This window comes from Myceligenerans salitolerans, from assembly GCF_017349295.1.
GTDB lineage: Bacteria > Actinomycetota > Actinomycetes > Actinomycetales > Cellulomonadaceae > Myceligenerans > Myceligenerans salitolerans.
This window is the reverse complement of sequence record NZ_JAFMPK010000044.1, coordinates 128,547-149,373: the sequence shown is the minus strand read 5'-3', so window position 1 is coordinate 149,373 and position 20,827 is coordinate 128,547. Positions and strand designations below refer to the sequence as shown.

The 20,827-nt window shown below is 71.7% G+C and carries 17 protein-coding genes and 1 riboswitch; of the genes, 10 read left to right on the top strand and 7 right to left on the bottom strand.

Features of this window, described 5'->3' with window-relative positions; genetic code table 11:
* Genes J0911_RS11750 through J0911_RS11735 form a run of 4 tightly spaced genes read left to right on the top strand, consistent with a single transcriptional unit; the run spans window position 1 to window position 3,951 of the window.
* Entirely contained in the window at window positions 1-2,331 is a 2,331-nt protein-coding gene (locus J0911_RS11750) for a substrate-binding domain-containing protein (protein ID WP_207275626.1), read from the top strand.
* A gap of 39 nt (window positions 2,332-2,370) precedes the next feature.
* Complete coding sequence (gene purS / locus J0911_RS11745) at window positions 2,371-2,655, top strand: phosphoribosylformylglycinamidine synthase subunit PurS (protein WP_207275625.1); 285 nt, start codon at window positions 2,371-2,373, stop codon at window positions 2,653-2,655.
* Entirely contained in the window at window positions 2,655-3,368 is a 714-nt protein-coding gene (gene purQ, locus J0911_RS11740) for a phosphoribosylformylglycinamidine synthase subunit PurQ (protein ID WP_207275624.1), read from the top strand. Before purS ends, purQ begins: the two co-directional genes overlap by 1 nt.
* A gap of 55 nt (window positions 3,369-3,423) precedes the next feature.
* On the top strand, window positions 3,424-3,951 hold the full coding sequence (locus tag J0911_RS11735) for a GNAT family N-acetyltransferase (RefSeq protein ID WP_207275623.1): 528 nt from the start codon (window positions 3,424-3,426) through the stop codon (window positions 3,949-3,951).
* Between the two features lie 52 nt (window positions 3,952-4,003).
* On the opposite strand, the gene J0911_RS11730 is transcribed toward J0911_RS11735, so the two are convergent.
* Window positions 4,004-4,627: a TetR/AcrR family transcriptional regulator gene (locus tag J0911_RS11730; RefSeq protein ID WP_207275622.1), complete on the bottom strand. Its 624-nt coding sequence runs from the start codon at window positions 4,625-4,627 to the stop codon at window positions 4,004-4,006.
* Between the two features lie 114 nt (window positions 4,628-4,741).
* Between J0911_RS11730 and J0911_RS11725 the strand changes: the two genes are divergently transcribed.
* Together J0911_RS11725 and J0911_RS11720 are read left to right on the top strand one after the other, a co-directional pair.
* Window positions 4,742-5,647 carry an SDR family NAD(P)-dependent oxidoreductase gene (locus J0911_RS11725; protein WP_207275621.1) on the top strand — a complete coding sequence of 302 codons (906 nt, stop codon included), beginning with the start codon at window positions 4,742-4,744 and terminating at the stop codon, window positions 5,645-5,647.
* A complete protein-coding gene (locus J0911_RS11720) occupies window positions 5,647-6,060 on the top strand; it encodes a nitroreductase/quinone reductase family protein (RefSeq protein ID WP_207275620.1) in 414 nt (137 codons plus the stop codon). The genes J0911_RS11725 and J0911_RS11720 overlap by 1 nt, the downstream gene beginning before the upstream one ends.
* A gap of 20 nt (window positions 6,061-6,080) precedes the next feature.
* On the opposite strand, the gene J0911_RS11715 is transcribed toward J0911_RS11720, so the two are convergent.
* The 4 genes from J0911_RS11715 to J0911_RS11700 form a co-directional block, all read right to left on the bottom strand.
* Window positions 6,081-6,935, bottom strand: coding sequence for an MBL fold metallo-hydrolase (locus tag J0911_RS11715; protein WP_207275773.1), 855 nt, complete (start codon window positions 6,933-6,935; stop codon window positions 6,081-6,083).
* 318 nt (window positions 6,936-7,253) lie between these two features.
* Window positions 7,254-10,553: a S8 family serine peptidase gene (locus tag J0911_RS11710; protein WP_207275619.1), complete on the bottom strand. Its 3,300-nt coding sequence runs from the start codon at window positions 10,551-10,553 to the stop codon at window positions 7,254-7,256.
* 182 nt (window positions 10,554-10,735) lie between these two features.
* On the bottom strand, window positions 10,736-11,998 hold the full coding sequence (locus J0911_RS11705) for an O-succinylhomoserine sulfhydrylase (protein WP_207275618.1): 1,263 nt from the start codon (window positions 11,996-11,998) through the stop codon (window positions 10,736-10,738).
* Window positions 11,995-12,474 (bottom strand): rhodanese-like domain-containing protein, encoded by a 480-nt coding sequence (locus J0911_RS11700; RefSeq protein WP_207275617.1) that lies wholly within the window; start codon window positions 12,472-12,474, stop codon window positions 11,995-11,997. Before J0911_RS11700 ends, J0911_RS11705 begins: the two co-directional genes overlap by 4 nt.
* 216 nt (window positions 12,475-12,690) lie before the next feature.
* Window positions 12,691-12,806: riboswitch (SAM riboswitch) on the top strand.
* A gap of 30 nt (window positions 12,807-12,836) precedes the next feature.
* Between J0911_RS11700 and J0911_RS11695 the strand changes: the two genes are divergently transcribed.
* The 3 genes from J0911_RS11695 to J0911_RS11685 all read left to right on the top strand — a co-directional run bounded on the left by J0911_RS11695 (window position 12,837) and on the right by J0911_RS11685 (window position 16,371).
* Window positions 12,837-14,303, top strand: coding sequence for an aminotransferase class V-fold PLP-dependent enzyme (locus J0911_RS11695; protein WP_207275616.1), 1,467 nt, complete (start codon window positions 12,837-12,839; stop codon window positions 14,301-14,303).
* Window positions 14,304-14,456: 153 nt separating this feature from the next.
* Window positions 14,457-15,197, top strand: a complete 741-nt coding sequence (locus tag J0911_RS11690; RefSeq protein WP_207275615.1) for a mechanosensitive ion channel family protein — start codon at window positions 14,457-14,459, stop codon at window positions 15,195-15,197.
* A gap of 190 nt (window positions 15,198-15,387) precedes the next feature.
* Window positions 15,388-16,371: a helix-turn-helix domain-containing protein gene (locus J0911_RS11685; RefSeq protein WP_207275614.1), complete on the top strand. Its 984-nt coding sequence runs from the start codon at window positions 15,388-15,390 to the stop codon at window positions 16,369-16,371.
* Between the two features lie 33 nt (window positions 16,372-16,404).
* On the opposite strand, the gene J0911_RS11680 is transcribed toward J0911_RS11685, so the two are convergent.
* Together J0911_RS11680 and J0911_RS11675 are read right to left on the bottom strand one after the other, a co-directional pair.
* Window positions 16,405-18,549 (bottom strand): acyl-CoA dehydrogenase family protein, encoded by a 2,145-nt coding sequence (locus J0911_RS11680; protein ID WP_207275613.1) that lies wholly within the window; start codon window positions 18,547-18,549, stop codon window positions 16,405-16,407.
* A gap of 59 nt (window positions 18,550-18,608) precedes the next feature.
* A complete protein-coding gene (locus J0911_RS11675; RefSeq protein WP_372434871.1) occupies window positions 18,609-19,196 on the bottom strand; it encodes a TetR/AcrR family transcriptional regulator in 588 nt (195 codons plus the stop codon).
* A gap of 255 nt (window positions 19,197-19,451) precedes the next feature.
* On the opposite strand from J0911_RS11675, the gene J0911_RS11670 reads away from it, so the two are divergent.
* A complete protein-coding gene (locus J0911_RS11670; protein ID WP_207275611.1) occupies window positions 19,452-20,789 on the top strand; it encodes an acetyl-CoA C-acetyltransferase in 1,338 nt (445 codons plus the stop codon).
* Window positions 20,790-20,827: the final 38 nt, after the last annotated feature.

Genomic DNA, 20,827 nt, shown 5'->3' with positions numbered 1-20,827 from the left:
ATGACATCCGTAAGGGGCAAGTACTCGGTGGCAGTGCTGTCGCCGGTGGTCGGGGGGCACTACTTCGGGAAGGTTCTGGCCGGGGTCTCGCGCGCGGCGCGAGCCGGCGGGCACCGGGTCGTCGTCGTGCAGACGTACCCGGCCGATCTGGAGCGCGCGCAGTTCCCGGAGGAGCCGCCGGTCGGCGTGCCGGTCGGGCTCGACGCGGCGGACGGCCTGATCGTGGTGACGACCGCCGTCGACGCCGAGACGGTCGAGAGGCTGGGAGCGGAGGACCGGCCCATGGTGCTGGTCGGCGAGCACTCTCCCGTTGCGAAGGCTCCCGCCGTCGCGCCCGACAACGCCGGCGGGACGCGTGCCGCCGTCGAGCACCTCATCGCGCACGGACACGTCGAAATCGGTTTCGTCGGCAGTCTGCGCCAGTCCGACATCGTCGAGCGCTACGAGGCGTACCGCGCCACCTTGCGCGATCACGGCATCGAGCCGAGGGACGAGTGGGTCTATCACGCGTCGGACAACCAGGAGGCGGCGGGCGCGGCCGCCGCACGGCAGGCGCTGACCGCGGGGATGCCGACCACGGCGACGTTCGTCGCCACCGACCGCAATGCCGCCGGGTTCACGAGAATGCTCCAGGTCAGCGGTCTCGCGCTGCCGAAGCGGCAGGCGGTGGTCGGATTCGACCACTCCGATCTGGGCGCGCGTATGCGGCCCCGGCTGGCCACCGTGGACCCGCACCACGACGGAGTCGGCGAACTGGCCGTCTCGCTGCTGGTCGCCCAGATCAGGGGTGAGCGGCCACGAGGCCGGCACCTGTCGGCCGCGAGCCTGATCACCCGCGAGTCGTGCGGCTGCCGGGAGGCGAGCGTGGGACCGGTGCAGGGCACCGGCGAGGAGGCGGCGACGTCCTGGGCCCGGCTCGCCGGCGTCGCGGAGATCGTCCTCGACGGTGCGGGAGCCGCGCCGGGCATCGAGGCGTGGATGCGCAGCGTGCAGCGGATCGTGCGCGGCGCCGACGCCCTCGCCGTGCTGCCCGACGCCGACGCCCTCGCCTCCCTCGTGGACATCACCCGTGCGCTCCGGCCGCATCCTGAGGCGCTCGAGCAACTGGTGCCGGCGCTCCGCTCGGTCGAGGAGGAACTGGCGAAGGCACGCAAGGGAAGGACCCGCGCTCCCGGCGAGCCGGGGCCGACGGCCCGCCGCCGCGCCGTGGCCCGCGCCATCACCGATGTGATAGTCGCGCTCAGCACCGGCTGCACGCAGACCCTCCTGGCCCGGGCCGGCCGTCTCGAGCGGACGATCGGGGAGCAGTACGAACTCGACCTCGGACTCCTGCACGCGGACGCGCCCACCATCCGCACGCTGCGGTGGCTGCCCAAGGGCCACCGCGGGCCCGCGACGCTCGCGCTGTGGTCCGACGCCGCGGAGCGGCTCACCCACCCGCCCGTCCCCGACGACGTCCCCCGGCCGGGTCTGCGGGACTACGCGGGGGAGATCGACAGCCCTGCCCCCCGGCCCCCCGCCGGGACCGCGGCGGACCCGGCACGAGAACTCACCGTGGTCGGCACGACGGCGACATCGGCCCAGGCGCGCGCCCTGGTCGGCACCAGGCTGCCGGTCGCGTCCTTCCCCACGCGGGCCCTGCTCGACTCCGCGGACGGGATCGCCTTCGTCATCCCCGTCACCTTCGACACGAGCGACTGGGGGCTGCTGCTCATCGGCGGTGCCATCGACACCCACACCACCAGTGCCCGCGACAAGTTCGACCACTGGGCCGCGATGCTCGCCGTCGCGCTGGACCGGGAGGCACGGCTGGTGTCCCTGCGCACCCAGCGCGCCGCGCTGGCCGACATGGCGGCGCGTGAGCGGGCGCTCGCGCTGGACCTCCGGGCGGGTCAGGTGCGTTACCGCCTCGTCGAGGAGGTCGCCCTCGAGGGCACCTGGGACTGGGACATCACCACCGGTCACGTCTACTACTCGCGGACCTGGAAGTCGCTGCTCGGGCTGGCGGACGACGAGGTCGGCTCGGGCATCGAGGAGTGGACCAGCCGCGTCCACCCGGACGACCAGCGCGCGGTGCGGTCGGCGATCGCACGCCAGCTCGCGGGAGCGTGCGTGCCGTTGGACCTGGAGCACCGGCTCACGGCGGCGGACGGGCGCGAGCTCTGGGTCCGCGCCCGGGCCACGACGGTCACCGACGACGCGGGTGTGCGGGCGCGGATGGTCGGCGTCCTGATGGTTCTGGGCGCCGAGGGTTCGGGGGACGCGGCTCCGTGGCGTACCTCACGCGTGCGTCCACAGGCGGATGCCTCGCCGTTCTCCACCTCCCAGTAGACTCGGCCCCGGAATCCCCTCGTCTTTCAAGGAGCCCCCGTGGGACGCGTCGTCGTCGAGGTCATGCCCAAGCCCGAGATCCTGGACCCCCAGGGCAAGGCCGTGGTCGGGGCGCTGCCGCGCCTCGGATTCACGCAGTTCAGCGGTGTCCGCCAGGGCAAGCGATTCGAGCTCGAGGTCGACGGCGAGGTCACGCCCGAGATCCTCGAACAGGCTCGCAGGGCGGCCGAGGAAGTGCTGTCCAACCCGATCATCGAGGACGTCGTCGCCGTGACCGACGCGTCGGCGGACGCCGCGGTCCCGCAGCGCGCCGGGCTGGCCTGATGGGCGCGCTGAACAGCGCCCGGATCGGCGTGGTCACCTTTCCCGGCACGCTCGACGACCGTGACGCGGCCCGGGCGATCCGGCTCGCCGGCGGCGAGCCCGTCGCCCTCTGGCACGCGGACGCCGATCTGCAGGGCGTCGAGGCGGTCGTGCTGCCCGGCGGCTTCTCCTACGGCGACTACCTGCGTGCCGGCGCGATCAGCAGGTTCGCTCCGGCGACGGCCTCCGTGATCGACGCCGCGCGGGGCGGCATGCCGGTGCTCGGCATCTGCAACGGTTTCCAGGTCCTCACCGAGGCGCACCTGTTGCCGGGCTCGATGATCAAGAACGACCACCTGCACTTCGTGTGCCGCGAGCAGACCCTCGTGGTCACCAACGCCAACACGGCGTGGACCAACGAGTTCGCCACGGGACAGAAGATCACGATCCCGCTGAAGAATCAGGACGGGCAGTTCGTCGCGGACGACGACACCCTGGACCGGCTGGAGGGCGAGGGTCGCGTCGCGTTCCGCTACGACGGCTGGAACCCGAACGGCTCGCGCCGCGACATCGCGGGTATCACCAACGAGAAGGGCAACGTGGTGGGGCTGATGCCGCACCCGGAGCACGCCGTCGAACCGGGTTTCGGCCCGGCCGCTGCGGACGGCCCGCGCGCGGGCACGGACGGGCTCCCGTTCTTCCGGTCGGTGCTGGCCTCACTCGTCGGGGCGTGACCTTGCCTGCTTCGCCCCGGGTACCCGGACGCTCCGTCGTGGGCCAGGAGGACCGATGACGGAGACGACCAGGGCACGCGATGACATCTCCGAGGCGGCTTCGGCGGTCTCGGTCGAGAAGGTGCCGTTCGAGCACCCGGACGCCGTCGAACTCCGGCTCGCCGCGGTCACGGAACTCGGCGAACGCTACGGCGGTGACGAGGACGCGAACGAGTACATCGACCCCGCCACGATCGTCGTCACGGCCGTCGTCCGGGTCGACGGCGTCGCCGCCGCGGGCGGCAGCATCCGCGACCTGTCCGGGACGGACGACGGAGTCGGGGGCCGCCATCCCCGTGCGACAGGCGAGGTCAAGCGTGTCTTCGTGGACGCCGGGTTCCGGCGCCGCGGCTTCTCGACGCTGATCATGGAGACACTCGAGCGCTCCGCCCGTGAGGCGGGCATGACCCGGCTCGTCCTGGAGACCGGTACGGCGCAGCCGGAGGCGATCGCCCTCTACGAGAAGCTCGGGTACGAGCCGATCCCGCCCTACGGCAAGTACGCGGGCGAGGAAGACCAGCGCTGCTACGGCAAGGCGCTCTGACCCGGCCGCTCTGGGTCGCAGCGCCTCCACGGCGGACGCATGGGCTTCCGCCCTACGCGGTGCCGTAGCGGGCGACGGTCGTCGCCACCGCCTCGTCCACTGCGCTCTCGACCTGCGTGGGCGTGGGATCCCAGCCGACCACCATGAGCCGGGGCCAGAACACGTAGTTGCCGATCATGCCCAGGAAGTTGGCCGCCGCCATGAGGGTGTCGTCGACGCGAGCCGTCCCGGCGTCGTGCTCGGCCCGGAGGTAGCGCTGGACCGCGCGGAAGAACGGCATCTTCCCGGTCTCGAACTGGGTGTCGGCGATCTGGGGGAAGCGTGGCATCTCCGCGATCACCATCCGGTACAGGCCCACCATCTCGGGCCGTGACATGAGCGCCGCGTAGCGGCGGCCGTACAGGCGCAGCCCGTGTGCGAGGTCGCCGGGCTCCGGTGTCGTGCGGTCGTCGTCGGCCGCGTCCCATTGCTGTGTCACCACTGCCTCGAACAGGCTCGCCTTGGTGGGGAACTGCTTGAACAGGGTCGCCTTCGAGACGTCGGCGTCCTGGGCCACCCGGGCCAGCGACGTGCCCGCATAGCCGTGGGCCATGAACAGGCTGGTCGCCGCGTCGATGATCGCCGCCCGCTTCTGCTCCGCGAGCTGCTGGTGGTACGCACCCGTCCCTGCCGCCATGCGCCCATCATGCCGGACGGCGCGAGGTGAGCCACTTGACTCACAACCACGGGCCGACGTACCGTCTCGACAGAGGCGAGTCAGATGACTCGGAACCTGGCGAGAGGATGTGCCGTGGGGCGATTCAAGAACAAGACGGTCCTGGTGACGGGTGCGGGCGGCGGCATGGGTGTGAGCCACGTGCGCGCCTTCCATGCCGCCGGCGCGGACGTCGTGATCGGGGACCGGGTCCCCGAGCGGGGAACGCGCCTGGCCGCCGAGCTGGGCGACCGGGCCATGGCGGTCACCCTGGACGTGCGCGACGAGCGGCAGTGGGCCGACGCCGTGACGGCCTCCGAGCGCCGCTTCGGACCGGTGTCGGTACTGGTCAACAATGCCGGCGTGCCGCAGGCGGCCGCGACGGTCGAGCGCACCGAGCTGGCCGACTGGCAGCGGCTCCTGGACATCAACGTGACCGGGCAGTTCCTGGGGATACGCGCCGTCACCCCGTCGATGCGGCGGGGTGGAGGCGGCTCGATCGTGAACATCGCATCCTCCATGGCCAACACCGGCACCCCGTACTTCGCCGCCTACACGACGAGCAAGTGGGCTCTGCGCGGTCTGACCCGGACGGCAGCCATGGAGCTGGGCCGCGACGGGATCCGGGTCAACTCGATCCACCCCGGAGCGGTCTCGACCGCGTTCATCACGGAGCCGGCAGCTCCCGGCGCGGCGCCCATCGCGGCCGCCTACACGCCCGAGCCGTTCGCGATCCCGCGCGTGGGGAAGCCCGGTGACGTGACCAAGCTGGTCCTGTTCGTGGCGTCCGACGACGCCGCCTACGCGACCGGGTCGGAGTTCGTCGTCGACGGCGGGCTGCTGCTCGGGCCGGCCCTGCGGTACGAGGAGCAGCGGGGCGAGGATCAGCGGGGCGGGGGCCGGCGCAGCGAGCACGGGCAGCCCGGGGCCCCGCGGCGCGAGGACCAGCGCGGCGAGCACCGGCAGCCCGGGGCCCCGCACCGCGAGAGCGGGGAGGCCTGATGGACGAGGCGGTGCGGCGGGCCCTGGAGATCACCCCGGCCGCCACGACACGGCAGCGCATCGTCGACATCACGACGACAGGACGGCGCACGGGTCTGCCGCGGCGGATCGAGATCTTCTTCTACCACGTGGCCGGCCGCACGTACCTGTGCAGCGGCACGGTCGACCGGCCGAGCTGGTACGTGAACCTGCTGGCCGAACCCGCCCTCACGTTCCACCTCAAGGGCCGGGTGCGCGCGGACCTGCGGGCCACCGCCCGGCCGGTCACCGAGGAACCGGAGCGGCGTGCGGTCCTGACCGAGATCGTCGCCGACCTCAACCAGCCGGCGAACCCGGGCCACCTGGTCCAGCCGGTGGACCTGGAGGACTGGGTGCGCCGATGTCGGTTGGTCGAGCTGACGTTCCTCGACTGATCCGGCCCGTGCCGCCCGCCCTACTCCCCGCGCAGGTAGCTCAGCTGCGCCGTGACGCTCTGCCGGGCCGCGCCCAGAACGCTCGGGTCGACGTCGTCGTACACGATCCCCACCACCGCGTCGGCGAGCTCCGAGATCTCGGCGTCCCGGCCGTCGTCGGGCACGCCGAGCCGGTCCAGCGCGCGCCGCACCTGTTCCAGCCGCTCGATCCGGTGCGCGCGGTACAGGCGCACGGCCGCCGCCAGGTCACCGATGGGCTCGCCGTGCGCGGGGAGGCCGAGGGTGTCGGCGCCCGCGGACTCGAGGGTGTCGAGGCTCGCGAAGTAGTCGTGCAGTGAGCCGTCCGGCTCGGCGATCACGGTGGTGCCCTGACCGAGGACGGTGTCCCCGGTCAGCACGACGGTCTCCGTGCCCGACGACGCCGCCCCGCCGCCCGTGCCCGCCGCCGCCCCGCTCCCCGGGCTCCCGGCCCGGGGAGCGAGACCGTCGCCGACGCCCGCTCCCGGCCCGCTGACGACGAACGACACGGAATCCCGCGTGTGCCCGGGCGTCGCCAGCACCTCGATCCGCAGGCCGGCCGCATCGAGCACCTCGCCACCGCGCAGCGGCTCTCCGCCGAGGCAGAACTCCGGGTCGAGTGCCCGCACGGGCGCCCCGGTCCGTCGCCGCAACCCGGCCGACCCGGCGGTATGGTCCGGATGCCGGTGCGTGATCAGCACCAGTTCGACAGACCCCGCGCCGGCCAGCGCATCGAGGTGCTCGTCGAGCTCCGGCCCCGGATCCACCACCACGCACCCCACGGCGCCGGGCGCCCGCAGCACGTAGGACCGGGTCCCGTCGAGCGTCATCGGCCCGGGATTGTCTGCCCGCAGCATCGACACGAACGGCGTCACGATTCTCACGCCCCCACGCTACGCGCTCCCGGCGCCAAGGCACCGGACGTGGGCTCACCACCGGACGTAGGCCCGCCACCGGACCGAGGCTCGCCACCGAACCAAGGCCTGGCACTGGACGGAGTCCCGGCGGCGAACCTCATCGCGCCGGCAAGCGGCGCCCGCCAGGCGCGTCCGCCGACGAGCGGCGTCGGGGGAGCGGAACGCCGAGGCGGGTTCACCGCCTCGGCGTTCGCATCGGGCGCGGATCGCACCACGGCGCTCGGAGGTCGACGCCGACCATCCGCGCGCCCCCTCACCTCATCGCCGCTGTTTCACCGTGTACGCCCGCTCCACCGTCTCCCTCAGGGTGTTCCCCGCCGCGTCGGTCACCTCGGCGCGGAGCGACACCTCCGAGGTGCCCTTCGGGGCCTTCACCACGGCCACGCCGTTCCTGATCCTGGACTCCTTCCAGTCCCCGCCGTCGTTCGCGGACCACCACAGGCGCACCTCGGCGTCACCCTCGGTGCCGGTGACCTCGACCCCGACCTCGGTGCGCCGCGGTGCCGCGCCTCGCAGATCGATCCGCGCGACGTCGTACCGGACATCGGGCAGTTCCCTCGACACGATGTCGTCCTCCCCGACCGGCTCGGCGTGGAACGTCCACTCACCCGTGGCGCGCTTCGCGGTGAACCACCGTTCGGACGCCGGGACCCCACGGTAGGTGACCCGGTACTCCGCGCCGCCGGGCGGCATCGTCAGCTCGGCCCATCCGGGGGCGTCGTCCACGACCACCTCGCCGTCCTGCCACACGGTGAGGCGCTCGTCGTCCTCGCCCCAGCCCAGGTACGTGTTTCCGGCAGAGTCGGACCAGCCGCTCGGGAAGATCCCGAGCAGGTCTCCCAGCTGCGCCGCAGCGCCCTGCGGAGTGCGCGGCGCCCCGCCGATCGTCTCGTCGACGGTCGAACCGGGCTCGTACGCGGTCAGCGGCGAGTCGTAGCCGCCCAGTATCTCCTCCCAGTCGGGGGTGTCGTAGGACGTCGCATGGAGCCAGGTCACGTTCCGCGCGCTCACGTACTCGGTCCGGGTACCCAGGTCCACGGGGGACAGCACCGTGAAGGCGAAGCTGCGGCCTTCCGGCACGGCGCCACGGCCCGCCGAGATCACGACGCCCCGTGCCGGCTCCGCGTACGTCGTCCTCACGGCCGCCAGGTCCTCGCGGCGTGCGGTGAACGTCCCCGTCGTCACCGGGGACTGCTGGAACACCAGGTCGTAGGAGTACGGCCGGGCCGTCCGACTCGAGGCCGGCCGGTCCAGGTGTGCCGAGGTGACGTGGTCGAACTCGCCGATCGACACGGGCTCGGTCGGCGTGAGGAAGGCATCGACGTCGCCGACGGCGACCCCCGTCGACAAGCTGATGCCGTTCGCGTCGATCCGCTGCTCGTCCATGCCGAGATCCCTCACCGTTCCCTTGCGCGGCGTGGCGATCGACACCGGCACAGCCTCCCGCGCGTCAAGCGTCACGGTCGTGTGGGCGGTGACGGTGATCTCGGGCTCGATCGCGTCGGTGAGCTGGGTGAACTCGGTGTTCAACATGCTTGCCGCGACCGAGTAGTGGCCCGCGGGGACGCGCAGGGTGTGCGTCGCGCCCTCGGCGAGGTCGAAGGACAGGAACTGCTCGGCGTCGTCGACGTTCATGACGGCGAGGTCGGTGATGCCGTCGCTGAAGGGTTGCCCGTCCCGTCCGACGAACTCCACCTCCAGGTCGAACAGCTCGGGCTCCTTTTCCCAACCCACGGGGGTCCGCACCGTCGCGCCGTCCGGGCCTGTCGCCGTGACGGCGCCGGAGTACCGGCCGATGGCCCCGGGCACGCGGTCCACCGTCACGGTGATCTCGGTCGTGCCGTTCGCTGGAACCGTCACCCGGTCGTCGGAGACGGACGCGCCTTCGGCGGCCTCGCCGTCCGGGCCGGTCAGGGCGAGCTCCACGTCGAGGACGACGTCCTGGTCGCCGGTGTTCCGGTACGTGACCGTGCCCGTCGCCGTGCCGTCGTGCGGGTACTTGAAGGTGCCGAGCGAGACCGACGCCGGGTCGGCCAGGATCGGCTGCTCGATCGCGGTGGGCACGAAGACCCGCCCCGCACCCTCCTCGAACACGGACGCGCCGGTCGGGTCCGCCGACCCCATCAGCGCGGCCTTCAGCTCAGGGGCGGTCAGGTCGGGCCGAGCCTCCAGCACGACCGCCGCCGCGCCCGCGACGTGCGGCGCCGCCATCGAGGTTCCGCTCAGAGCCACGTAGTGCTCCCCGACGGGGCTGCCGAGCCGTGTCCCCGCCGCACGCGCCGCGACGATCTCCTCGCCGGGCGCGACGATGTCGGGCTTGATCGCGCCGTCGGTCCGCGGCCCGCGGCTCGAGAAGCCGGTCACCTGGTCGTCGTCGTCGACCGCGCCCACCGTGAGGGCCGACGACGCCGACCCGGGCGTCCCGATCGACTCGTCCATGCCGTCGTTGCCGGCCGCGATCACGAACAGTGCGTCGTGCTGGGCGGTCAGCTGGTCGACGGCGAGCGCCATGGGGTCCGTGCCGTCGGTGTACACGGACGCGCCGAGGGACATGTTGATGATGTCCGCGCCCTGCGAGGCGGCCCACTCCATGCCGTCGATGATCGACGACTCGTCACCGTACCCGTCGTCGTCCAGCACCTTGCCGACCATGATGCCGGCATCGGGGGCCATGCCGGAGTTCACGCCTCCCGACGCGTCGCCGGACCCGGCCACGATGGAGGCGACGTGGCTGCCGTGCCCCTGCCTGTCGACGGTGGACCCCGTGTCGGAGAAGTCCTCCTGTGCCACCACGACCTCGTCCAGGTCGGGGTGGGTCGCGTCGATGCCCGTGTCCAGGACGGCGACCGTGACTCCCTCGCCGGTGAATCCCGCCTCCCACGCCTGGGGTGCGCCGATCTGCGGTGCCGAGTCGGCGTCGAGCGCCTGCACCGGCGCGTCGAGCCAGACGCGCTCGATCGCGGGTGCTTCCTCCGCGGCGCGCGTCGTGGCGTCGCCGGCCTGTGCGCGCAGGGCGTCGATCAGTTTCGCGCCCGCCGCGGCACCGACGTCGTCGGACACGGCGCGGACGGACTCCAGGATGCGCTCCGGCGTGATGCCGGCCGGCTTCCAGTCGCTACGGGTCGCAAGGGTCGAGACGTCGCTCGGCCGCCCGGTCTGCTGCACGATGACCGGCAGGGTCGGACGCCCGCCGAACCCGGCGTCGGCCAGCGCGGCGACGTCGAACAACCGCTCGTCGAGCGTCTCGCCGACGAGCCCGGCGACGTCGGCCGGGATGACGTACAGGTGCTCGCCGTGGCCGCGCCGGAGGTACGGGACGTCCTCGCGTCCCTCGGCGCGGAGGACGGCGGCCGTGCGGCTTCCGTCCGGGGCCGTCGTGACGGTCACGCGATCACCCGTCAGGAGCGGGACCGTGACGGTCTCGGCCGGGCCGGTGGTGATGTCGACGGCAGCGCCGCCGGATGGACTGCCTGGCTGCGCGGCCGCGCCTGGGAGCATGCATCCGCTCGCGAGGAGCGCGGCGGCGACGGCCGCTACGGTGACTGATCGGGTGCGCAAGGGTGAGATCCCTTCGTTGTTCCGGAAAGCGGTCATCTACGACAGATCGGAACTTGCTCTCCGAACGTAAACCGAGTTACCGAAGGGGAACAACGAAAGTATTTGGGCTGCGCCGAACTATGGCCTGGATCACAAAGGCCGGTGTCCCGACCGTGGTCAGGACACCGGCGCGGAGCCTTCGCCTACGACGTGGCCAGTGCCTGCTCGACGTCCTCCACGATGTCCTGGACGTCCTCGAGCCCCACGGACAGCCGCACCGTGGTCTCGCTGATACCCACCTTGGCTCGGCCTTCGGCGCCCAGCTTCCGGTGGGTCGTCGTGGCGGGGTGAGTGACCAGCGACTTCGCGTCGCCCAGGTTGTTCGAGATGTCGATGATCCGCAGCGCGTCCAGGAACGCGAACGTCCGTTTCTTGGCGCCGTCGGCATCCGCCCCGGGCGGGACGTCCAGGTCGAACGTCACCACGGTCCCACCGCCCGACATCTGCGACCGTGCCAGCTCCGCCTGCGGGTGCGAGTCGAGGAACGGGTACCGCACCCCGGTGACACCGTCGAACCCCTCGAGCGCCCGCGCGACGTCCAGTGCCGCCGCCGTCTGCGCCGCGACCCGTACCGGCAGCGTCTCCAGCCCCTTGAGCAGGGTCCACGCGTTGAACGGCGACAGCGACGGCCCGGTGTTGCGGATCAGCGTCTGCACCGGCCCGGTGACGAACTCCTCGGTCCCGAGGATCGCCCCGCCGAGCACGCGCCCCTGCCCGTCGAGGTGCTTGGTCGCGGAGTAGACCACGACGTCGGCGCCGAGCTCGAGCGGCCGCTGCAACAGAGGCGTCGCGAACACGTTGTCGAGCACGACCGTCGCACCCGCCCGGTGTGCCAGCTCCACCACGGCCCGTACGTCGACGATGTCCTGCATCGGGTTCGACGGCGTCTCGAAGAACACGACGTCCGCCGGCTCCGCCAGGGCCTCCTCCCACTGGGAGGGAACGTGCCCGTCCACGTAGTCGGTGCGCACACCCCACTTCGCGAGGATCTCGTCGAAGACGACCACGCTCGACCCGAACAGGGCCCGGGCCGCGACGATCCGGGACCCGGACCGCACCAGTGCCGCCAGCGCCGTGAACACGGCCGACATCCCGGTCGCGGTCGCGTAGCAGGCCTGCGCGCCCTCCAGGACACGCAGGCGCTCCTCGAACGTGTGGACCGTCGGGTTCCCGTACCGGGAGTACACGAACCGGTCCAGGTCACCGGAGAACGCCGCCTCCGCGTCGGCCGCGGAGTCGTACACGTACCCCTGGGTCAGGAAGACGGCCTCGCCGGTCTCCTGGAACTCGGTCCGCGCGTGGCCGGCCCGGACGGCGAGGGTGCGGGGGCGGACGCCGGCCGGCAGAGGCCGTCGCCCGGAACCACCGGGCACGCTGCCGGGCGGGAACGCGCCGGTCGTCGTCATGCGCCGGCCTCGGTCCACGGGAGGTCACGGACCTTCCAGCCGCTGTGGTTCCGCACGCCGTCAGGTCCCGCCGGGCCCTCGAAGCCCTCGACGACGTTGTACGACGGCGCGATCCCCGCGCTGGTGGCCAGCCGGGCCGCGCCGATCGACCGCTGACCCGACCGGCAGAGGAACACGACGGGGCCGTCGGTCGCGCCGACGCCGGTCTTGAGTTCCTCCAGGAACGCCGGATTGGGCCGGCCGTCGGCGTGCACCCACTCGGCGAACACGACCTGCTTGCCGAGTGAGCGGACGTCGGGAACGCCGATCGTGCGCCACTCACCCTCGGTGCGGACGTCCACCAAGGTGGCGTCCGGGTCGCCGTCCAGGAGATCCCACGCCTGCTGCGGGGTGATGTCCCCGGCGTAGCCGGCGGCGGGCCGGGCTTCCACACGGTGGGCGGGCTCGGCGGTGGCGTCGGGTTCGGGGTTGCTCATGGCACTCCTCCCATCGGTCGTGGCGTTAGCACCCTGGTCCGAAGCCTCGCGCGACAGCGCGGGCCCGCGGGTTGCTGCGGGGTCGACGTGCCACGTCACTCGCCCGCTCGGGATGGTCGACGCGATCGTACGTCACGCGGAGGAGCGGATCACACAGTGAGACCAGAATATGGACGCTCGTTGACGTGACCGTCCGGGGATCGCAGGATGACGCCAGGTCATGAGCGCCAGCGACAAGCCCCGGCTTGCTGGCCGGCAACCCTCCTCTCGCGGTGGGGTGCCCCGGGTGACGACCTGGCCGCGTTCGAGACCGCTCGTGGCAAGCGCGGGGACCACTCCCCCAGGATCCGCTGGAGGGCGCCATGACGGCAACCACCGACACCACGACCACGGCCGGTACGGGCGGCGGCGCTCCCGACCCCGCGCCCGCCACGGTCGGCCGTATCGCACCGCTTCTCCCCGTCGTGGGGCATGACACCCTCGTTCCCCTCGTCGACGGGCGTCAGGTCACCTACTCCAACCTGGACGTCGCGGCGTCCGCCCCCGCGCTCGCCTCCGTCGCGGAACGGGTGGCCGAGACGCTGCCGCTGTACGCGAGCGTGCACCGGGGAGCCGGTTACCTCTCCCAGGTCTCGACCGCACTGTACGAGGCGTCCCGGCGTGCGATCGGGGAGTTCGTCGGTGCTCGTGCGGACGACCTCACCCTTGTCACGCGCAACACCACCGACTCGATCAACCTGCTGGCCGGCTGTGTCCCCGCCGATCCGGTCACCGGCGCACCGGGGCGTGTCCTCGTGCTCGACGTCGAGCATCACGCGAACCTCCTGCCGTGGCAGCGGGTCACCGACGCCACCGTGCTCACCGGCGGCGCGACCGTGGCCGAGACCCTCGTGCAGGTGCGTGACGAGCTCGCCGACGGCGCGTCTGCCGGCCGGCCGTACGCTCTGCTGGCCGTCACCGGTGCGTCGAACGTGACCGGCGAGTCGCTTCCGCTCACCGACCTGGTCGAGGCCGCTCACGAGCACGGCGCCCGCATCGTGCTCGACGGCGCCCAGCTCGTGCCGCACCGCCGGTTCTCGCTCGCCGACACCGGCGTCGACTACCTCGCCTTCTCCGGCCACAAGACCTATGCCCCCTACGGTGCGGGCGCGCTGGTCGGCCGCCGTGACTGGCTGGACGCGGGCACGCCCTACCTGGCCGGCGGCGGCGCCGTCCGCCGCGTGCGCACCGGTGGCACGGACTGGCACGACGGACCTGCCCGGCACGAGGCCGGTTCCCCGAACGTCATCGGCGCGGTCGCTCTCGCGGCGGCGTGCGAGGCCCTCGCGGCACTCGACCCGGCCGCGGTCCGGGAGCACGAGGGAGAACTGCGCCGCCGTCTGGTGAGCGGCCTCGAGGCGATCGACCGCGTGTCGGTCGTGCGCGTGTGGGACGACGCCGTCGACCCGGTGGGCGTGGTGACCTTCACCGTCGCGGGCTACGACCCGGGTCTCGTCGCCGCCTACCTGTCGGCCGAGCACGGCATCGGTGTCCGGGACGGGCGCTTCTGCGCGCACCCACTGCTCGGCCGTCTCGGGTTCGACGCGGGGGCCGTGCGGGCCTCGGTCGGTGTGGGCACGGCCGGGGAAGAGGTGGAGCGGCTCGTCGCTGCGGTGCGCGCCCTGGTCGCCGACGGTCCTCGGGCGCAGTACGACGTCGTGGACGGGCTGTGGGTGGTCGTCGACGACCCGCGGCCGGTGCCGGAAGGCTCCGGACTGGCCGGGCTCCTGGCGACCGCCGCGGCGGGTTATCTCGCCGATGTCGCGGCCTGCCTCCCCGACGACGTCTGAACCGGCATATCACTTCTGATTTCCCTTCACCATATTTCTTGGACGGGCGCGATATCTCCCCCGGGGATACCTTTGTGACGTGCCGGAAGTACCCCCGGAAGACGGACGGGTCTCCGGCAGGAGTCATATCTCAGGGGGAAGGGAAACACCATCATGGACTGGACGTCAGGTCTCACGAATGCGTGGCACTCGATCGCCAGCTTCGTTCCGAAGCTTCTCGTGTTCCTCGTCATTCTCTTTATCGGCTGGATCATCGCGAAGGCCGTGGCCAGGTTCGTGGGCATGATCCTCAACCGTGTCGGTTTCACGAAGCTGCTCGACAAGGCCGGTGCCGGAAGACTTCTCGCCGGGTCCGGAGTCGAGCCGATCTCGTTGCTGACGAAGATCATCTACTACTTCATCCTGCTCATCGTGCTGCAGCTCGCGCTCAGTGCTTTCGGTCCCACCAACCCGGTGAGCCAGATCGTCAACGAGATCGTCGGCTGGTTGCCGCAGCTCGTCGTCGCGATCGTGATCGTCGTGATCGCCGGTGCCATCGCGAACGCCGTCAAGGATCTGCTCATGTCGACCATGGGCAATGCCTCGTACGGTCCGGTCGTGGCGAAGACCGCACAGATCGCGATCCTTTTCCTGGGTATCGTCGCAGCGCTGAACCAGGTCGGTATCGCGGTGTCCGTGACGACGTCCGTTCTCGTCGCGGTCCTGGCGACCATCGCCGGCATCCTGATCGTCGGTGTGGGCGGTGGCCTCATCGGCCCGATGCGCACGAAGTGGGAGGGCTGGCTCGCCGGGATCAGTGAGATCGCCGACCAGAGCGGTACCCCCGGCAGTCGGGCCACCGGCACGCAGCCGCCGCCGGCCGGCGGCACCTACCCGCCGCCGAGCAACATCTGACCGCCCACGCCGGCTCCGGAAGGTACGAGGCCCCGCACTCCGACGACGGAGCGCGGGGCCTCTGCCCGCGCGGGGAACGGCCGGCAGGGGCGGAGGTGGCGTGCCATCACACGGTGCTTCGTGGCGGTAACCCGCCATGGCGTATCCTCGCCGCATCCTCGGTGCCTCGACATCTCCTGGAGGGTTGAGAATGTTCGGCAACGTGCTCGGCCTGTCTCAGGCGCAGGCGCTCGCCTACCGCGAGCTGGTCCGCTCCCCCTCGCTCGACGCGGGAGAACTCGCCCGGCGGATGGGTGTGGATCCCGGTGAGGCCTACGCGGTGCTGCAGGTCCTGGAGGAGCACGGGCTCGCGGCGCGGCAGGGCACCGACGACTCACGGTTTCAGGCGGCCCCACCCGAGATCGCGCTCGGTGCCATCCTCTCGCGGCGTACCGAGGAACTGCGGTCGGCACAGCTCGAGATGCTCGATCTCGAGGAGGAGTACCGGCGAGCGGCGGACCTGCGGCCCGCGAGCGACATCGTCGACCTGGTGCGCGGCTCCGACGCCGTGCTGCAGCGCATCCTGCAGCTCCAGGCGGGCGCGCACGAGACCGTCGAGACGTTCCTGCGCCCGCCCGTCCTCGTGATGGGCACCGAGGAGAACACGGCGGAGGACGACGCGGTCCAGCGTGGGGTGCGCTACCGGGCAGTGATGGACCGCTCGATGCTGGACGAAGGCCTTCTCACGGTGGAGGCCGCGGTCGAGGCCGTCCGCGCGGGCGAGGAGGTGCGCATCGCCGACGACGTCCCGATCAAGGCGTTCGTCATCGACCGGCGCCTCGCCATCGTCCCCGTTCAGAGCCAGCTGCGACCCGACGACGAGGTCGACACGGTCTCCGCGCTGATCATCCACGAGAGCGGGCTGCTCGACGGGATCATCGCGCTCTTCGAGGCGTTCTGGCGTGACGCCGTTCCGCTCCGGGTGCAGTCCGAGGGGGTCCACGGCGAGCTCGACGATCTCGACCTGAAGATCCTCGGGCTGATGCTCTCGGGCCTGACCGACCAGGCCGTGGCGAAGCACCTGGAACTGGGCCTCCGGACGGTCCAGCGCCGGGTGAAGTCCATGATGGACACGGCAGGTGTGGCGACACGGATCCAGCTGGGCTGGCACGCGGCCCGCAAGGGATGGCTCTGAGAGCCGGTCCACCCCCGGCGGGCCGCGCGGTGCTCAGGACCCCGTGCGGGACTTGCGGAGGGACTTCTCCGACGTGGGCGCCTGCCCGCTCGCGGCGAGGTCGCGGTAGTACTGTCGCGCCTCGTCCTGACGCACTCGTTCCGACCCGTCGGCGATCGGCGCGCGAAGGTGCCGCCCGCCGTAGCCGAAGGCGTCGACCAGGTCGACCGCGTGCGGCCGGATCTTCTTCAGCAGCCGATGGATCGTCGTCGTCACCGCCTTCGCGCGCGACGCCGACAGGCGCCCGTTGGCCAGGTACCAGTCGAGGTGGCGCTCGACGACGGTCAGGCCGTAGACGTCCCGGACCGTCGTCATGATCGCGCGCGTGCCAGGATCCTCGATCCGGGTGAGCGCCGCGGTGAAGGCGTCCCACCGGAAGAGCTCCGCCCACGCGACCGACGAGGTGATCAGCTCGACCTGGTTGTCGTCGAACACCTCCTGCGCCTTGGCCGGGTCCTTCATGCCCACCGCGGGACGCATGCCCATCGCCACCGCGTGGACGAGGCCGTCCACGCGGCCCTGGAGCAGTGCCCGCTGGACGGACGGGTCGAGCAGATTGCGCGCGGCGCCGCCGGCGTCGGCCACGTCCTGGCCGAGCTTTCTCAGCGGGGTCTTGTGCAGCAGTGCGTCCTTGACCTGCCCGGCGACCATTCCCGCCACGCCCGCGGGCGACTTCGCGGCCTTCGCGAGCTTCCTGCCGTGGTCACCCACCAGCCGCTTCGCGGCCAGCTGCAGGAGGATGTGGTTGTCGCCCTCGAACGTGGTGTAGACGTCGAGGTCGGAGCGCATCGACGTGAAGCGGTTCTCCGACAGGAAGCCCGCTCCACCGCACGCCTGGCGACAGGTCTGCAGCGTGTCCATGGCGAACCAGGTGGACGTCGCCTTGAGCGCGGCCGCCGTCGTCTCCAGGTCCTCCCGGTTCTCGGGGGTGTCCGTCGCACCGGAGAACACGCCGTGGAAGAGGTCGAGGAGCTCGTCATGCGCGAACGAGATCGCGTAGGTCTCCGCGATCCGCGGGAACAGGCGCTTGCGATGCATCGCGTAGTCGAGCAGGGTGATCTCGTCCTGTCCCTCGCCCGCGGCGAACTGCCGGCGCTCGTCGGCGTACTTCGTGGCGATCGCCAGGCCGACCTTCGCCGCCACCGAGGCGGATCCGTCCAGTGTCACGCGGCCCTGGACCAGCGCGCCCAGCATCGTGAAGAACCGGCGCCCCGGGCTGTCGATCGACGACGTGTACGTCCCGTCCGCGGCGACCTGGCCGTAGCGGGCCAGGAGGTCCCGCCGTGGGATCCGCACGTCGGTGAAGTGCAGCTTGCCGTTGTCGATGCCGTTGAGACCGCCCTTGTGGCCGTCGTCCTCGCCGCCGACGCCCGGCAGGAACTCGAGGGTCTCCGGGTCCCGGATCGGCACGTAGAAGCAGTGCACACCGTGGTTCACGCCCCGGGTGATCAGCTGCGCGAACACCGTCGCGGCGACGCCGTGCCGTGCCGCGTTGCCGAGGTACTGCTTCCACGCCCCGCGGAAGGGGGTGTTGATGACGAACTCCTCGGTCTCCGGGTCGTACGTCGCCGTCGTCCCGACGGACGCGACGTCCGAGCCGTGCCCGGTCTCCGTCATCGCGAAGGCGCCCGGCACGGACAGGTCCATCGCCCCCGGCAGCAGGCGGTCCTGCTGTTCCTCGGTGCCGAGGTGCAGGATCGCGGCCGCGAACAGGCCCCATTGCACGCCGGACTTGATCTGCAGCGACGGGTCCGCGACGAACAGTTCCTCGCAGCCCACGAGGTTCCCGCCGGCGTCGTCGTGCCCGCCGAGGCGCGCGGGGAAGGCCCGCCACACCTGGCCGGGCTCCTCCCGCGCCATGAACTTCATGATCTCGAGGGTGCGCTCGCGGTGCTCCTCCATGGAGATGCCGTCGATCTTCCAGATGTCGTCACGCTCGGCGACCAGGCGCCGGGCGTGCGAGCGCACGTCCTTCCAGCGGCCGAGCAGGAGGTGCTCCAGCTCGGCGACATCCACACGCGGCCCGTTCGGTGCCGGCCGTGCGGACGCGGTCCGGACAGGCGTCGCGGCGGCGTCGACGCCGGTCGGCGTGCCGGCCGCAGCCGATGTCGTGACGGGGGGTTCGGAGGTGGTCGTCATCGGTTCTCCTCGGGGGTCGGCGGCGGGTGGCCGCGAGGTTGAGGCGGGTACGGGGGAGATCACGCGGTGGTCGCCGTCGTGGACCCCGCGGGATGCAGGACGCCGACAGGGCCGTTCCAGAGCCAGAGGCTGACGCGCTCGGTGAGCTCCTCGCGGGTCACGGACCGCCCGGCGACGCGATGGCCGAGCCACCACTCGCCGGAACCGCGCACGAAGCCGACGGCGCCCGCCGCCCAGGCGGCGGCGTCCTCCGGTGTCACGTTGGCGGCCTGTGCGAACGGCTCGGCGACAAGTTCGATCACGGAGTCCAGATAGGCGCCCAGCGGAGCGTCCGAGGATCCGACGGGCGACGCCGTGGTCCGGGTGTCCCGCGGGCCCGACGGCGAGACCGGGTCGTTGCCACCGATCGACGTCCGGGTCACGAACCAGTAGACGTTCGGCGAGTGTTCGATCATCTCCAGGTAGACCCGGACCATGGCGCGCAACGCGCCCTCGGGCGTGGCGGCGCCGTGCGCGGCCTCCCGCAGGGTGTCGTGCATCTGGGCGACGACGGCCTCGGCCACGGCGAGCCGCAGGCCGGCCTTGTCGTCGAAGTAGCGGTAGACGATCGACTTCGACGTTCCCGCCTCGGCGGCGATCTCGTCCATGGATACCGTAGGACCAAGACGGTGTACGGCCTTCCGGGCCGCGCGCACGAGTTCTGCCCGGCGCGCGGTGCGGTGGTCCGCCCAGCGAGTCGATCGTCCGTCCGCGCCGACGCTCATCGATGTGCTCCTTCACGGGCCGTCGCTCTTGTGCTCCGCCTCACGAGACTGACAGTATCAGGTACTGTGAGTCTCGGACACCGTCCGAGTTGACATCCGCCCAAGAACTTCCCAAACGACGTGAAGGACCTGACGCACATGGCCTCTTCCATCCCCACCACTCGAGAGGCCGTCATCATCGGCGGCAACCGGATCCCGTTCTCCCGCGCCGGCAAGAAGTACGTCCGTACCAGCAACCAGGACATGTTCACCGCCGCCCTCGAAGGACTCGTGGCACGCTTCGGCCTGCAGAACGAGCTCCTCGGCGAGGTGGTCGGTGGCGCCGTGCTGAAGAACAGCCGTGACTTCAACCTGATCCGCGAGAGCGTCCTGGGCTCGTCGCTCGCGCCCGCGACTCCCGCGTACGACCTCCAGCAGGCCTGCGGCACCGGCCTGGAAGCCGCCATCGCCGTCACCAACAAGATCAAGCTGGGGCAGATCGAGTCCGCCGTCGCCGGCGGGACCGACACCATCTCCGACGCGCCGATCGCCGTCGGCGACAAGCTCCGCCGCGCCCTGCTCCAGGCGAGCCACGCGCGCGGTACCGGTGACCGTGTCAAGGCCCTGCTCCCCGTGCTGGGCCACCCGAAGTGGCTCGCGCCCGAGACGCCGGACACCGGAGAGCCGCGCACCGGCCTCTCGATGGGAGAGCACCAGGCCATCACCACCGCGAAGTGGGGCATCACCCGGGAGGCGCAGGACGAGATCGCGCTGAAGTCGCACCAGAACCTGTACCGCGCGTGGGAGGAAGGGTTCTTCGACGACCTCGTGACGCCGTTCCGCGGCCTGTCGCGCGACGACAACCTGCGGGGCGACACCTCCGCCGAGAAGCTCGCCACGCTGAAGCCCGTCTTCGGTCGCGGTCTCACCGGTGAGGACGGCTCGCCGCTCCCGGCCACGATGACCGCCGGCAACTCCACTCCCCTGACCGACGGCGCGTCGACCGTCCTGTTCGGCTCCCGTGACTGGGCCGAGGAGCGGGACCTGCCCGTCCTGGCGAAGTTCGTGGACGCCGAGACCGCCGGCGTGGACTTCGTCCACGGCCACGAGGGTCTGCTCATGGCCCCGGTCGCGGCCGTCCCGCGCCTGCTCACCCGGAACGGCCTCACACTCGAGGACATCGACTTCTTCGAGATCCACGAGGCGTTCGCGGCCACCGTCCTGACCACGCTCGCCGCGTGGGAGGACGAGGACTACTGCCGTGACGAGCTGGGGCTTGCCGGGGCGTTCGGCAAGGTCGACCGCGACAAGCTCAACGTGAACGGCTCCTCGCTCGCCGCGGGCCACCCGTTCGCCGCGACCGGCGGCCGCATCCTCGCCACCGCCGCGAAGCTCGTGCACGCCAAGGCAGCCGAGACCGGAACCCCCGCGCGCGCCCTGATCTCGGTCTGCGCGGCGGGCGGTCTGGGCGTCACGGCACTCGTCGAGTCCGCCTGACCACCTCCGGCGGCTCGTCCCCGTACTACTCGACCACC

Bases quoted from the DNA above. Each gene is read 5' to 3' on its own strand.
- purQ (WP_207275624.1), top strand. From the start codon at position 2,655: ATGGGCGCGCTGAACAGCGCCCGGATCGGCGTGGTCACCTTTCCCGGC.
- J0911_RS11670 (WP_207275611.1), top strand. From the start codon at position 19,452: ATGGCCTCTTCCATCCCCACCACTCGAGAGGCCGTCATCATCGGCGGC.
- J0911_RS11680 (WP_207275613.1), bottom strand. From the start codon at position 18,549: ATGACGACCACCTCCGAACCCCCCGTCACGACATCGGCTGCGGCCGGC.
- J0911_RS11715 (WP_207275773.1), bottom strand. From the start codon at position 6,935: ATGCTGCGGGCAGACAATCCCGGGCCGATGACGCTCGACGGGACCCGG.
- J0911_RS11705 (WP_207275618.1), bottom strand. From the start codon at position 11,998: ATGACGACGACCGGCGCGTTCCCGCCCGGCAGCGTGCCCGGTGGTTCC.
- J0911_RS11675 (WP_372434871.1), bottom strand. From the start codon at position 19,196: ATGGACGAGATCGCCGCCGAGGCGGGAACGTCGAAGTCGATCGTCTAC.
- J0911_RS11700 (WP_207275617.1), bottom strand. From the start codon at position 12,474: ATGAGCAACCCCGAACCCGACGCCACCGCCGAGCCCGCCCACCGTGTG.
- J0911_RS11750 (WP_207275626.1), top strand. From the start codon at position 1: ATGACATCCGTAAGGGGCAAGTACTCGGTGGCAGTGCTGTCGCCGGTG.
- J0911_RS11695 (WP_207275616.1), top strand. From the start codon at position 12,837: ATGACGGCAACCACCGACACCACGACCACGGCCGGTACGGGCGGCGGC.
- J0911_RS11735 (WP_207275623.1), top strand. From the start codon at position 3,424: ATGACGGAGACGACCAGGGCACGCGATGACATCTCCGAGGCGGCTTCG.
- J0911_RS11730 (WP_207275622.1), bottom strand. From the start codon at position 4,627: ATGGCGGCAGGGACGGGTGCGTACCACCAGCAGCTCGCGGAGCAGAAG.
- J0911_RS11720 (WP_207275620.1), top strand. From the start codon at position 5,647: ATGGACGAGGCGGTGCGGCGGGCCCTGGAGATCACCCCGGCCGCCACG.
- J0911_RS11685 (WP_207275614.1), top strand. From the start codon at position 15,388: ATGTTCGGCAACGTGCTCGGCCTGTCTCAGGCGCAGGCGCTCGCCTAC.
- J0911_RS11690 (WP_207275615.1), top strand. From the start codon at position 14,457: ATGGACTGGACGTCAGGTCTCACGAATGCGTGGCACTCGATCGCCAGC.